Raw genomic sequence first — 12,816 nt, 5'->3', positions numbered from 1 at the left:
CGATGCATACCATGCAAAAACTCGTATATGCATCCAACCACGGGACGGGCGGGCCCTCAACGGCTTTCGGCCGGTGTGTCTACGCGGTGCGGAACGCCGGGTACGGCTGCAGGTGCAGCGCGCCGGCACCGAAGCGGTCCACCAGCGCGTCGACCACCCGGTCCGCGAACTCCGCGACGTCGGCCATGTCGGCCTTCTCCGCGTCCGAACGCAGGTGCCGCCACCGGTCCACCAGCGCCGTGCTGCGGCGCGGCGAGGGCATGTGCAGGTCGATCGGCCGGTCGGTCTCGCCGGTCCGCGGCAGGAACCACCAGGTCGACACCCACACCCACAGCAGCTGGGCGTTGAACAGCCGGGGCATCAGCACCTCGTCGTCGTCCAGCTCCGGCCAGACCTCGACGATCTCCGAACGCCACGTCGACAACATGCTCTCCGCCAGGTTGTCCGGCAGCGCGTACGAGCACCACGACGACGGGAACGGGTACTGCAGGTAGGCGGCGTCCATCGCGACATCCCGCACGCAGCCCCACTCGAAGTCCATGAACCGCACGCCGCTGCCCGTCACGAGGCTGTTGTCCGGGCAGATGTCCGACGGGCTGAACGACCGGTACCGGCTCGACTCCAGCAGTTCGGAGGCGCCGGTCAGCCGCTCGACCATGCGCGGCGGGGTGTCCACGCCGAGGGTCTGCGACAGCAGCTCCGGCAGCTCGCCCACCGATCGCGTGATGTCGTCGGCGACCGGATCGGTCCACGACCTCGCGCCCAGCCGGCGCATCAGCGCGTCGAAGTCCGCCTCGCACCCCGCCGTGGTGCTGTGCAGACGGCCCAGCGCCCGCGCCCACGCCAGCAGCGCCCGCTCCGCCATCCGCGGATCGTCGGCGAACAGCACGTCGGCCAGGGTGGAGCCGCGGCCCAGGTCCTCCAGCACCAGCAGGCGTTCGGTGGCGTCGTGCGCGATGAGTTCGGGGCCGATCCGGGCCTCGGGCGGCAGCGCGGTGGTGAGCTGGCAGCTCGCCGCCTCGTGCGCGAACGGGTCAGACCGGGCTTCTTCCGGGCACTCGCCGTAGTGCTTGACCACGACGGTGCGGGGCAGCTCGAACGGCGATTCGGCGATCCGGACCCGCATCACGACGGAGCGGTCGCTGCCACCGAGATCCTCCGCATCGGCAAGCCGGACAGTTGCTCCAGTCCGCTTGCTCAGCACGGCTTCCGCGGTCCCTACGGTATCGGTCGCCTCGGCGCTGACCGGGATGCGAACCTCCGGGGGACCGGTGGTGATCTCCACGCTCATCGTCTCCAGACACTACCCCCACAACATGAACCTGATAGGGCATTACCGGTCAAGTGACACGCAACCGGTCAACACCCGTAATCGCAGCGTGTTCACCTGGGCTCAACACGCTCCCACCCTCGACGATCCGCCGAACGTCAGTCGCCTCCTAGACGCTGACGGAACAAAGCTGCGGCGGCGTTGCACGGCGGCGAAGATTGGGCTTCCTCACCGCATTTCCCGCGTCGGCACCCGGTCGGCCAGGCCGGCCCGCCTGCGCCGCAACACGAGCACCGCGGCCGCTGACACAACGATGCCCACCAGGTTGACCACGAGCTGCGCGACCGAGCCGAAGCATTGAGCCCAGTCGCCGAGCGTCGCCGCCACCACCGCATAGCCGGCGGCGGGCACCGTCGTGACCGAAATGAACACGCCGACCAGCACCGCCGACTTGGCCGAGGTCAGCGACAGCATCCCGGCCGCACCGGCCAGCAACGACACGATGAGCGACGACCAGCCGACCTGGTACACGAACGCCACCTGGCTGACGGCGGGCAGGCTGAGCCGGTCGATCAGGCCCGTCCACTCGCCGAGCAACGCGGCCGCCGCGGTCACCACCATCGCCACCGGGAAGCCCCCCGCGAGCGCCACCGACGCGCGGCGCACCAGCAGCCAGCGGCGGGACACCAACCCGACGGCGATGGCGGCCAGCGGCCCGAACTCGGGGCCGACCACCATCGCGCCGACGATCGTCACCGGCGAGTCGGTGACCACGCCGACCGCCGCCAGCACGCACGCGATGGAGAGGAACGCCAGGAACGTGGCGTTCAGCCGGCATTCCTCGCCGGTGCGGGCGATCAGCTCGTCCCAGACCACCGCGTCGTCGCCATCGCCGGGAGCCGCCTCCTCGGCCCGCTCGGCGCGCTGCGACAGCATGGTGCCCGCCTCGGAGATGGTCACCGCGCCGACCGCCGCCAACTCGGAAGCGCCGATCGCGGCGAGCACGTCGTCGGCGGCCTCGCGGGCCACGTCGAACTCGACGAGATCACCTGCCGGATCGAGCGCGCCGCCGCGCACGACGACCAAGTGCGCCGTACCCGGGTGCGACCGGGCATCGGCGAGCACCCGATCGGTGTGCTCGGCCGGACAGATGACCCGAAGGTGCAGCACGTCGTGCCCGCCGCGCTCCGGTCAGCCCTGCTTCTCCACCACGCCGGGCGGGAACACCGAGATGCTCTGGTCGCCGACCTGCGCCGCAGCCTTGGCGTCGATCCCGGCCTCCTTGCGCTGCTCGATGGTGATCGGCGACGGCGCACCGGTCAGCGGGTCGAACCCGCCCCCGCTCTTCGGGAAGGCGATGACATCGCGCAGCGAGTCGGCACCGGCGAGCAGCATGCAGATCCTGTCCCAGCCGAAGGCGATGCCGCCGTGCGGCGGCGGGCCGAACTTGAACGCGTCGAGCAGGAAGCCGAACTTGTCCTGCGCCTGGTCCTGCGAGATGCCGAGCAGCTCGAACACCCGCTCCTGGATCTCGGAGCGGTGGATACGGATCGAGCCGCCACCGATCTCGTTGCCGTTGCAGACGATGTCGTACGCCCAGGCCAGCGCGTGCTCCGGGTCCTGGTCGAAGGTGTCGATCCAGTCGGCGTTCGGCGAGGTGAACGGGTGGTGCACCGCCGTCCACCGACCGGTGCCGACCGCGACGTCGTCGGTCTCGTCCACCGGCTCGAACATCGGGGCGTCGACGACCCAGACGAACGACCAGGCGTCGTGGTCGATCAGGCCGCAGCGCTCACCGATCTCCAGCCGCGCCGCGCCCAGCAGGCCGCGGGCCGCCGAGCGCGGACCGGCCGCGAAGAACACGCAGTCGCCCGGGGAGGCACCGACCGCCTTGGCGAGCCCTTCGCGCTCGGCGTCGGACAGGTTCTTCGCAACCGGGCCGGACAGCGTGCCGTCGGCCCCGATGAGCACGTACGCAAGGCCCTTGTGCCCGCGCTGCTTGGCCCACTCCTGCCAGGCGTCGAGCTGCCGCCGCGGCTGGTCGGCGCCGCCGGGCATCACGACCGCGCCGACGTAGGGCGCCTGGAACACCCGGAACGTGGTGTCCTTGAAGTACTCGGTCATCTCGGTGAGTTCGAGACCGAAGCGCAGGTCCGGCTTGTCCGTGCCGTACTTGGCCATCGCATCGGCGTAGGTCATCCGCGGGATCGGGCGCGGGATCTCGTGGTCGGCCAGCTTGCCCCACAGCGCGGTCAGGAGCGCTTCGCCGAGCTCGATCACGTCGTCCTGCTCGACGAAGCTCATCTCGATGTCGAGCTGCGTGAACTCCGGCTGCCGGTCGGCGCGGAAGTCCTCGTCGCGGTAGCAGCGCGCGATCTGGAAGTACCGCTCCAGGCCGCCGACCATCAGCAGCTGCTTGAACAGCTGCGGTGACTGCGGCAGCGCGTACCAGTTGCCGGGCTGCAGGCGGGCCGGGACGAGGAAGTCCCGGGCGCCCTCCGGCGTGGAGCGGGTCATCGTCGGCGTCTCGACCTCGACGAAGTCGCGACCGTGCAGCACGTCCCGGGCGATCCGGTTGACGTCGCTGCGCATCCGCATGATCCGGGCGGGCTCGGCGCGCCGCAGGTCCAGGTAGCGGTGCTTGAGCCGGACCTCCTCGCCGACCTCCAGGTGCTCGTCCAGCGGGAACGGCAGCGCCGCGGCCTCGGACAGGACCTCCAGCTCGGTGGCGGTCACCTCGATCTCGCCGGTCGCGATCTCCGCGTTCTCGTTGCCCGCCGGGCGGCGGATCACCTCGCCGGTGACCCGGACGCAGAACTCGGCGCGCAGCCGGTGGGCGCGCTCGGCCATCTCGCCTTCGCGGAAGACGACCTGTGCGACGCCCGAGGCGTCGCGCAGATCGATGAAGATGACCCCGCCGTGATCGCGACGGCGCGCCACCCACCCGGCGAGGGTGACGGTCTGCCCGGCATGACCGGAGCGAAGCGATCCGGCCTCGTGCGTGCGCATCACGGGTACTGAGCTCCTTCTTCCGCTGTTCAGCGCTTGACGGTATGGACGGTGTAGCTGTCGGCGATCCCCGCCGCTCCCGATCGGCAGGACGTCTGTCGATCAGGGTGTTCAGCAGCTGGGACGCAAGACATTAAGGCTAGCCAACGAACCTGGGAGCGCATCGCGCAGGTGCCGCGCGTCCGGCCACCGCCGCGGAGCGTGACCGCACCTCCCGGCCGCGGCCTCCCCCACCCGGCCGCCTGCTCACGCCCCTTGGTTCGCCCGTTCGCCGGAGCGACACCAAATGGTCGATACCAATTTTGCCGCAGCTGGTCCACAATTCAACTGATTCGAGGCACGACCGACGATCACGCAGCGGCATTGCCAGGCGTCTACGAAGCGATGAAGGAGTTGATTCCCGCCTTAAGCACACCCGAGTTCCTCCTTTAGTCGTAGACGCCTACCGGAACTCGGTCGTTGCGCAACGTAGACCCCACTGATTAGCGTAAGTTCGGAATTCGGCGGACACGAGGAGTAACGATGACCGGCCCGAAAACCGAGGCTCGCCCGGCCACCCACCCGGCCGTCCGCGGCACGCAGCAAGGAGCGAACGCTTTGTCGGCCGAACTCTCCGAACTGCTCCGAACCGGTCCGTTCGAGGCCGCGCTGCGCACCGCGATCCGGGCCAGCCGGCTGAGCCTGGAACGCATCCAGCACCGGCTGCGCGCCCGCGGCACCCCCGTCAGCATCACCGCGCTGAGTTACTGGCAGTCCGGCCGCCGACGCCCCGAGCGCCCCGACTCGCTGCTCGCCCTGCAGCAGCTGGAGCAGGTGCTGGGCGTGCCGGAGAGCTCGCTGTCGGCACTGCTCGGCCCGCCGCGCCCGCGCGGCCGCACCCGGCAGGCCCCCGCCGAGGCGCCGCCGCTGAGCGCGCTCTGGTCGGAGAACGAGTCCGCCGCCGAGCTCCTCACCAAGATCGACACCAGCCACGACAGCAAGCTCGCCCGGCTGAGCCACCACGACGTCGTGCACGTCGACCAGCGCGGCGAGCTGCGCAAGATCCGCACCCGCAAGCTGGTCCGGGCCGAGACCAACGGCGTCGACCGCTGGGTGATCATGTTCGACGGCGCCTCCTCCGGCGAAACGCCCCCGATCATCCGGCCGATCCGGTCCTGCCGGTTAGGTCAGGTCCTCACCGACCACGCCCGCGACCTGGTGGTGGCGGAGCTGCTGTTCGACCGGGCCTTAGCGCGCGGCGAGACGCTGCTGCTGGAGTACGAGATCATCGACCCGCCGACCGGCCCGAACGAGGCCGAGCACAGCTTCTGCCGGCTGTTCCGGCTGCCCGTGCGCCAGTACGTGGTGGAGCTGCAGTTCGATCCGGCGCACCCGCCGACCCGGTGCGAGAGCTACGTCGGCGACTCCACCACGCAGGAGGTGGAGCCCCCGAAGCCGCTGACCGTCGACCGGTTCGGCCGCACGCACGCGGTGGCGCTGGACTTCGGCATGGGCGTCTTCGGCGTTCGATGGCAGCCCGAGGAGCAGCTGGGCTCCAGCACCTCTTCGCGCACCACGACACGTTGACCCGATCCAGGGACACGCCGATCGCCTTCAAGCACGGTAGGTAACCATGAATCGGCGGCGTACCGAGGCGCGACCGAATTATCGACATCATCGGCGCTTTTACAACCCCGAAAGGAACGGCGAAGTTTCCGGACTTGCCAGAAATCGTTTTCCTTAACATTGTCCTATCCCAATCGAAAATGATGTGCATTTCCCGGAACCACTCCCGATCGTCGCCGACCGGGCTCACAACAGGCTGAGCTGGCGCACCCCCTCCTCCTCGGCGGCGGACCGGGCGGCACCGGCCCCGACGTCGCGGAACGCCGGCTGCCGCGACGAGCCGATGCCGTGGCGGCGCTTCGCATCGGCCACCAGAGCGAGGACGTCGCGCTGGTAGCACTGCGGCAGGTACGAACCCTCCCGGTAGAGCCGCGCGTAGCTCGGCACCAACTTCGGATGCTCGCGCTGCAGCCAGGCCCGGAACCACTCGCGCGCCCCCGGCCGCAGGTGCAGCAGCAACGGCGTCACGTTCGCGGCACCCGCCTCGGCCAGGGCCCGCACCGTCGCGTCGATCTGCTCCGGCGCGTCGCTGAGCCCCGGCAGGATCGGCGCCATCAGCACCGAGCAGCCGATCCCCGCGTCGGCGAACCGGCGCACCACGTCCAGCCGCCGCTGCGGCGACGGGGCGCCCGGCTCGACGGCCCGCCAGAGCCGCTCGTCGACCGAGCCCACCGAGACCGCCACCGACACCGGAGCCACCTCTGCGGCCTGCACGATCAGGTCCACGTCCCGCAGGATCAGCGTCCCCTTGGTGAGGATCGAGAACGGGTTGGCCCGGTCGCGCAGCTCGGCGATGATCTCCCGCATCAGCCGGTAGCGCCCCTCGGCGCGCTGGTACGGGTCGGTGTTGGTGCCCATCGCGATCGGCTCGCCCGCCCAGCGAGGGCCGGCCAACTCCTTGCGCAGCAAGGTCCCGGCGTTGACCTTCACGACGATCTTGCTGTCGAAGTCGTGCCCCGCGTCCAGGTCCAAGTACGTGTGAGTGCGCCTCGCGAAGCAGTACCGGCACGCGTGACCGCATCCCCGGTACGGGTTCACGGTCCACCGGAACGGCACCTGGGACTCCCCCGGCACCCGGTTGATGATCGATTTCGCGTGGATCTCGATCGCGTACGCCTCCTCGGTGCCCGCCTCGATCGGCACCGGATCCGGCAACCGCAGCCCCGCGCGCCCGCCGGACCGCGGCGGCGGCTCCGGCAGCGCGAGCGGGAGCTCCGGCGCACCCCCGACCGGCGGCTTGACCCGTTGCTGTTCCCATCGCATGATTCAATTCGAACATATTTTCGACACCATGTCGAGCGCCGTTTCCGCATGTCCGCCGATCGAGTGGCGCGGGTGCGCGAGCCCGGCCAAACGCCCCACTTCGGGCCGCGGCAGGCGGTCCGCATAATTGCCCGGTGACCGACCGCCGCCCCACCGGAGAGCCTCCCGAGCCCGGAGGCGGCCATCGTGCTCGCCACCGTCGCGCCGCCGACCAGGCCCAACCGCCCGCCCGACCGGCCGCGGACCGGCCGCCGGGCGCTCGCCGCGCAGACCCAGACCCTCGACGGGACGACGGCCCCGCGACCGGGCACGGTCACGGCCATGGGCACGGCCACGGCCCCGCCGAACCGGCGTCCAGACAGGTCAAGCGGGTGCTCGCGATCGCGCTGGCGCCGTTCGCGCTGGCCGCCGTCGTCGGTTTCCTGCTGCTCTACCCGTTCGACCACCAGCAGCGCACCGGCGCCGACCTCGGCTTCGGCCAGTACCCGGTCAACGCCGTCATCGTCTCCGCCGCCGCGGGCTCGTGCACCCAGGGCTCGCCCGACGAGAGCGGCTGCGTGGTGCTCGGGGTCCAGATGCAGGACGGGCCGCGCGCCGACCGGACGATCGAGCAGACGGTGCCGACGGACCCCGGCACGCCGCGATTCGCCGTCGGCGACCACGTGGTGCTCAGCTACGCCGGGGCCAACCCCGACGACCCGACGTCCTACCAGGTCGTCGACTTCCAGCGCGGCACGCCGCTGCTGGTCCTGGCCCTCGTGTTCGCCGCCGCGGTGATCGTGCTCGGCCGCTGGCAGGGCGTCGCCGCGCTGGTCGCGCTCGGACTGAGCTTCGTCGTGCTGATCGGCTTCGTGCTGCCCGCCATCCTCGCCGGCGAGGACCCGCTGCTGGTGGCGGTCGTCGGGGCCGGGCTGATCATGTTCGTGGTGCTCTACCTGACGCACGGCTTCTCCGCGCGGACCTCGACCGCGGTGCTCGGCACCCTGCTGAGCCTCGCCCTGATCGGCCTGCTCAGCGTGGTCTTCTCGGCGGCCACCAGCCTGACCGGGCTGGACGAGGACACGTCGAGCCTGATGGGAGTGCTCGGCACGCCGATCGATGCGCGCGGCCTGCTGCTGGCCGGGATCGTGATCGGCGCGCTCGGCGTGCTCGACGACGTGACCGTCACCCAGACCAGCGCGGTGTGGGAGCTGCGCAAGGCCAACCCCTCGTTGTCCTGGCGGCAGCTCTACAAGGCGGGCCAGCGGATTGGCCGCGACCACGTGTCGTCGGCGGTGAACACGCTGGTCCTGGCCTATGCGGGCGCGGCCCTGCCGCTGCTGCTGGCGTACACGCTCTCCGGCCGGACCTTCGGCGAGGTGGTGAGTTCGCAGGCGGTGGCGCAGGAGGTCGTGCGCACGCTGGTCGGCAGCATCGGTCTGGTCGCCGCGGTGCCGATCACCACGGCGATCGCCGCCGCGGTGGCGGTCCGGGAGCCCGCGAAGAGCTCGGGCCGCAGCGGGAGCTCGGTCGCGGACCGCGTGGGGCGAGCGGCCGCCACCAGCGCGGAAACCCCGACGGTGCGCCGACGGCCACCGCACCTCAGACCCGGCCGCTGAACCGTCCGCCCTCAGCCTCGGTGGTCCGCAATTTCAATGGAAATCGAAGGTCCGATTTCCATTGAAATTGCGGAAGTTGTCCACAGGCTCCGGTGTGTCGGGCCCCGGCACTCCGGTGGTCCGCGTTTCGAGTGAGCGTTTTTCATCCTGGTCGGCCCGCAGCCGCGGGCCGCAAAGCTGCACGTCGATGGGGCGCCGCAGGCGCATAGCCCACCTACGACACTGGCACCGCCGCGGGTTCACGATGCCCACCCCTCCGGGGTTCCCTCGGCGAGGACGGCCCCTCCGCCGTGTATTGGACATACATCAGGAGGGGCACCCACAGACCAGGGAGCCTCTGAGAGCCCGCCACCCGCACCGCCACGCAAAGCGAGGTTGGAAAACCTCAGTGAAATTGCGGACCTGAGCAGTCGGTGAGCCGCGCTCCTAGCCCAGTGCGGCGACGAACCTCGCGACCGCGTCGGGATGCAGCCGCTGCGCCATCCTGCCCACCGGCGCGACCGATGCCAGCCGGTACAGCGGGCGGTCCGGGGCCGCGTCGCCACGCGCCTCCGCTCGCAGCTGGGCCACGATCAGCTGCGACAGCACCAGGGCCCGGGTGTCGGCCGAGCCGGCCAGCGTGTCCGCCAGCCTGCGCAGCGCGTAGATCCCGAGCTCCCGGCCGCCGGTGCCCGCGTAGAGCGCCAGCGACACGCTGATCGCCTTGCCCTTGGGCGGGCCGCCGACCAGCAGGTTGACCGTCCGGGCGCCGCGCAGGTCGGTGACGAACAGGTCGAACCGATCCGCGTTCTTCACGTCGACCACGCGGGTGCCCATCGCGCGGGCCACCAGCTCGCCGCTGCGCAGCTCGATGGTCTTGCGGGACTCCGCGAAAGCCAGCAGCAGCAAGGAGATTCCCACGATCGCCGCGGTGATCGCGAAGCCCGTGGGCCCCGCGAACAGGCTCACGATGCCGCCCATCGCGGCGGCGACGATCAGCGCGGCGATCGCGACGTTGCGAGCCCGCGCCCGGACCGTCTTGCGGTCCAGCAGATCCAGCGGAACCGCCTCTGCTTCGGTCATCTCGGCTCCGCGACCGCGTCCCGGACCTCGGCCTCCAGCGATTCCAGCGACACCGCGCGCTGTTCGCCGCTGGCCAGCTCCTTCAGCTGCGCGGTGCCGGCTTCGAGGTCCCGCTCCCCGAGGACCAGCGCGAACCGGGCGCCCGAGCGGTCGGCGGCCTTCATCGCGCCCTTGAGGCCCTTGCCTCCGTAGGCCACGTCGACGCGGACCCCGGCCGCTCGCAGCCCGCCCGCGGCCGCCACCAAGCGGCGCTTGGCGGTCTCGCCCATCGGCACGCAGTACACGTCGCAGCGCGCCTGGTCGCCGACCTGCAGCCCCTCTGCCTGGCAGGCCAGCAGGGTCCGGTCGACGCCGAGCCCGAAGCCGACGCCGGAGTACTCCTGGCCGCCGAGTTCGGCCATCAGGCCGTCGTAGCGGCCGCCGCCGCCGATGCCGGACTGCGCGCCGAGTCCATCGTGGACGAACTCGAAGGTGGTCTTGGTGTAGTAGTCGAGGCCGCGCACCAGGCGGGGGTTCTCCACGAACGCCACGCCGAGGTCGAGCAGGTGCGCCTTGACCTGCTCGTAGTGCTCCTCCGACTCCGCCGAGAGGTGGTCGACCATCAAGGGGGCGTCGGCGACGAGTTCCCGCACCTCCGGCCGCTTGTCGTCGAGAACCCGCAGCGGGTTGAGCTCGGCGCGGCGCCGGGTCTCCTCGTCCAGCGGCAGCCCGCGCAGGAACTCCTGCAGCTTCGCCCGGTAGGCGGGGCGGCAGGTGTTGTCGCCCAGCGAGGTGATCTCGATGCGGTGCCCGCTGAGCCCCAGCCGCCGGTAGCCCTCGTCGGCGATCGCGATGACCTCGGCGTCCAGCGCCGGGTCGTCGACCCCGATCGCCTCCACGCCGACCTGCTGCAGTTGCCGGTACCGCCCGGCCTGCGGCCGCTCGTAGCGGAAGAACGCGCCGCTGTAGTAGAGCTTCACCGGCAGCTGGCCGCGGTCCAAGCCGTGCTCGATGACCGAGCGCATCACGCCCGCCGTGCCCTCCGGGCGCAACGTCACGGACCGGCCGCCGCGGTCGGCGAAGGTGTACATCTCCTTGCTGACGACGTCGGTGGACTCCCCGACGCCGCGGGCGAACAGGGTGGTGTCCTCGAACACCGGCAGCTCGATGTAGCCGTAGCCGGCGCGGCGCGCGGCGTCGGACAGGGTGTCGCGGACCGCCAGGAAGCCCGCCGACTCCGGCGGGTAGTACTCGGGGATGCCCTTGGGTGCGGTGAACGTGCTCATGAGTGGTGGTTCAGTCCTCGTCAGGAAATGGCGTCGGAAGCCGGCAGGCCCTGCAGGAACGGGTTGCCCGCGCGCTCGCGCCCGATGGTGGTGGTCGGTCCGTGGCCCGGCAGCACGACGATCTCGTCGTCCAGCGGCAGCACCTTGGTGCTCAGCGACTCGAGCATCCGGCCGTGGTCGCCGCCGGGCAGATCGGTGCGCCCGATGGCGCCGGCGAAGAGGGTGTCGCCGGACAGCAGCAGCCGCCCACCCTCGTCGGTCCCGACGCCGAACAGCACCGATCCGCCGGTATGGCCCGGGGTGTGCGTGACGTCGAAGCGCAGCCCGGCGAGCTCCAGCACGTCACCGTCGGCGAGGTCTCGGACGTCGGCGGGCGCGTCCATCACCGGGCCGTCGCCGAAGAGCTGCCGCCCAGCCGGGCCGAGCGCGGCGCCCGGGTCGGCGAGCATGAACCGGTCGGCCGGGTGGACGTAGGCGGGCACGTCGTGCGCGGCGCAGACCTCGCCGGCGGAGAAGACGTGGTCGAAGTGCCCGTGGGTGAGCAGCACGGCGGCAGGCGCGAGGCGGTGCTTGCGCAGCTGTTCGTCCAGCGGCGCCACGGCGTCCTGGCCGGGATCCACGACGACGCAGGGCTCGCCTTCCCCGCGCGCGAGCACGTAGCAGTTCGCCTGCAGCGGTCCTACCGGGAACCCGAGGACAAGCACGAAGCGCGACCTTTCGTTGCGGCGACACCCGATGGGGCGGGTCGGTCCCCCAAGGTTATCGTCCCGCCCACGTGCGCCTTCGCGCGCGGCAGGCACGATGCGCAGGCTCTCAGGAACGGTCCGCGACCGACCCCATAAACTCCCCGGAACAACATCAGGTTCACCGAATCCGGGGAGGGAGCAGGTGCCCAGCAACGAGCAACGTCGCCAGGCGGCCAAGCGGAAGCTCGAACGCCAACTGCAGCGCCGGGCGGAGCAGGCCAAGCGACGCCGGATGATCACCATCGGCGCGACGATCGTCGTGGTCATCGCGGTCGTGGTGGGCGTCTTCTACTTCACCCGCACCGGCGACGACACCGCCCAGCAGCAGCCGCCGCAGGCGCAGCCGGAGGTCCAGATCCCCGCCGAGCTCGCGCCGCCGCCGGCCCGGCCGACGCCGCTGGCGGATCCGGTGTCCTGCCAGTACCGGCCGGACAGCAAGGGGCCGAGCAAGCCCGTGCAGCCGCCGGCCAACGGCGAGGTGTCCTCCAAGGGCACCGTGCAGGCCACCATCAACACCAGCCAGGGCGCGATCCCGCTGACGCTCGACCGCGCGCTGGCGCCGTGCACCGTGAACAGCTTCATCAGCCTGTCCAAGCAGGGCTACTACAACGGGACCGCGTGCCACCGGATCGGCACCGAGGGCCTGCAGATGCTGCAGTGCGGTGACCCGACCGGCAAGGGTTCCGGCGGCCCGGGCTACAGCTTCGACGACGAGACGTTCCCGGAGTTGCAGTACGGGCGCGGCTACCTCGCGATGGCCAACGCGGGCCCGAACACCAACGGGAGCCAGTTCTTCATGGTCTTCGGCGAGGCTCCGCTGTCGCCGGACTACACCGTGTTCGGCACGATCTCGGAGGATGGCCTGAAGGTCATCGACGGCATCGCCCGCGCGGGCCACGACGGCGCGTTCGAGCCGTCGCCGGGCGGCGGCCACCCGAAGCAGGAGGTCAAGTTCGAGTCGGTCGACGTCCAGGCCTGACGCGAACGCGAGAAGGGGC

General features: G+C 71.0%; 11 protein-coding genes. 3 read left to right on the top strand and 8 right to left on the bottom strand.

All coding sequences use genetic code 11. The annotated features are described in order from the left end of the window. Positions 1-79: 79 nt before the first annotated feature. The 3 genes from AC07FN_RS14580 to aspS all read right to left on the bottom strand — a co-directional run bounded on the left by AC07FN_RS14580 (position 80) and on the right by aspS (position 4,282). The gene (locus tag AC07FN_RS14580) at positions 80-1,291 is read right to left on the bottom strand and encodes a hypothetical protein (protein WP_478396068.1); all 1,212 of its coding nucleotides are present in this window, start codon (positions 1,289-1,291) and stop codon (positions 80-82) included. 207 nt (positions 1,292-1,498) lie between these two features. Further along, complete coding sequence (locus AC07FN_RS14575) at positions 1,499-2,440, bottom strand: DUF389 domain-containing protein (protein ID WP_478396067.1); 942 nt, start codon at positions 2,438-2,440, stop codon at positions 1,499-1,501. Between the two features lie 21 nt (positions 2,441-2,461). Next, the gene (gene aspS, locus AC07FN_RS14570; RefSeq protein WP_478396066.1) at positions 2,462-4,282 is read right to left on the bottom strand and encodes an aspartate--tRNA ligase; all 1,821 of its coding nucleotides are present in this window, start codon (positions 4,280-4,282) and stop codon (positions 2,462-2,464) included. 519 nt (positions 4,283-4,801) lie between these two features. On the opposite strand from aspS, the gene AC07FN_RS14565 reads away from it, so the two are divergent. Next, positions 4,802-5,845 (top strand): hypothetical protein, encoded by a 1,044-nt coding sequence (locus tag AC07FN_RS14565; protein WP_132483583.1) that lies wholly within the window; start codon positions 4,802-4,804, stop codon positions 5,843-5,845. 225 nt (positions 5,846-6,070) lie between these two features. On the opposite strand, the gene AC07FN_RS14560 is transcribed toward AC07FN_RS14565, so the two are convergent. Beyond that, positions 6,071-7,147, bottom strand: coding sequence for an Rv2578c family radical SAM protein (locus AC07FN_RS14560; protein ID WP_478396065.1), 1,077 nt, complete (start codon positions 7,145-7,147; stop codon positions 6,071-6,073). 371 nt (positions 7,148-7,518) lie between these two features. Between AC07FN_RS14560 and AC07FN_RS14555 the strand changes: the two genes are divergently transcribed. After that, positions 7,519-8,745: a YibE/F family protein gene (locus tag AC07FN_RS14555; protein WP_478396064.1), complete on the top strand. Its 1,227-nt coding sequence runs from the start codon at positions 7,519-7,521 to the stop codon at positions 8,743-8,745. A gap of 33 nt (positions 8,746-8,778) precedes the next feature. On the opposite strand, the gene AC07FN_RS14550 is transcribed toward AC07FN_RS14555, so the two are convergent. From AC07FN_RS14550 to AC07FN_RS14535, 4 genes are all read right to left on the bottom strand, one after another. Beyond that, positions 8,779-8,952, bottom strand: a complete 174-nt coding sequence (locus AC07FN_RS14550; protein ID WP_478396063.1) for a hypothetical protein — start codon at positions 8,950-8,952, stop codon at positions 8,779-8,781. Between the two features lie 219 nt (positions 8,953-9,171). Beyond that, positions 9,172-9,807: a hypothetical protein gene (locus AC07FN_RS14545; RefSeq protein WP_478396062.1), complete on the bottom strand. Its 636-nt coding sequence runs from the start codon at positions 9,805-9,807 to the stop codon at positions 9,172-9,174. Continuing rightward, positions 9,804-11,072, bottom strand: a complete 1,269-nt coding sequence (gene hisS / locus AC07FN_RS14540; protein WP_478396061.1) for a histidine--tRNA ligase — start codon at positions 11,070-11,072, stop codon at positions 9,804-9,806. Before hisS ends, AC07FN_RS14545 begins: the two co-directional genes overlap by 4 nt. Before the next feature lie 20 nt (positions 11,073-11,092). Further along, entirely contained in the window at positions 11,093-11,776 is a 684-nt protein-coding gene (locus AC07FN_RS14535) for an MBL fold metallo-hydrolase (RefSeq protein ID WP_358578562.1), read from the bottom strand. Between the two features lie 184 nt (positions 11,777-11,960). On the opposite strand from AC07FN_RS14535, the gene AC07FN_RS14530 reads away from it, so the two are divergent. Continuing rightward, entirely contained in the window at positions 11,961-12,797 is an 837-nt protein-coding gene (locus AC07FN_RS14530) for a peptidylprolyl isomerase (protein ID WP_478396060.1), read from the top strand. Positions 12,798-12,816: the final 19 nt, after the last annotated feature.

This window comes from Saccharopolyspora sp. NPDC045941 (assembly GCF_056431445.1).
The sequence above is the reverse complement of the archived record's forward strand: the minus strand, read 5'-3'. Positions and strand labels throughout refer to the sequence as shown.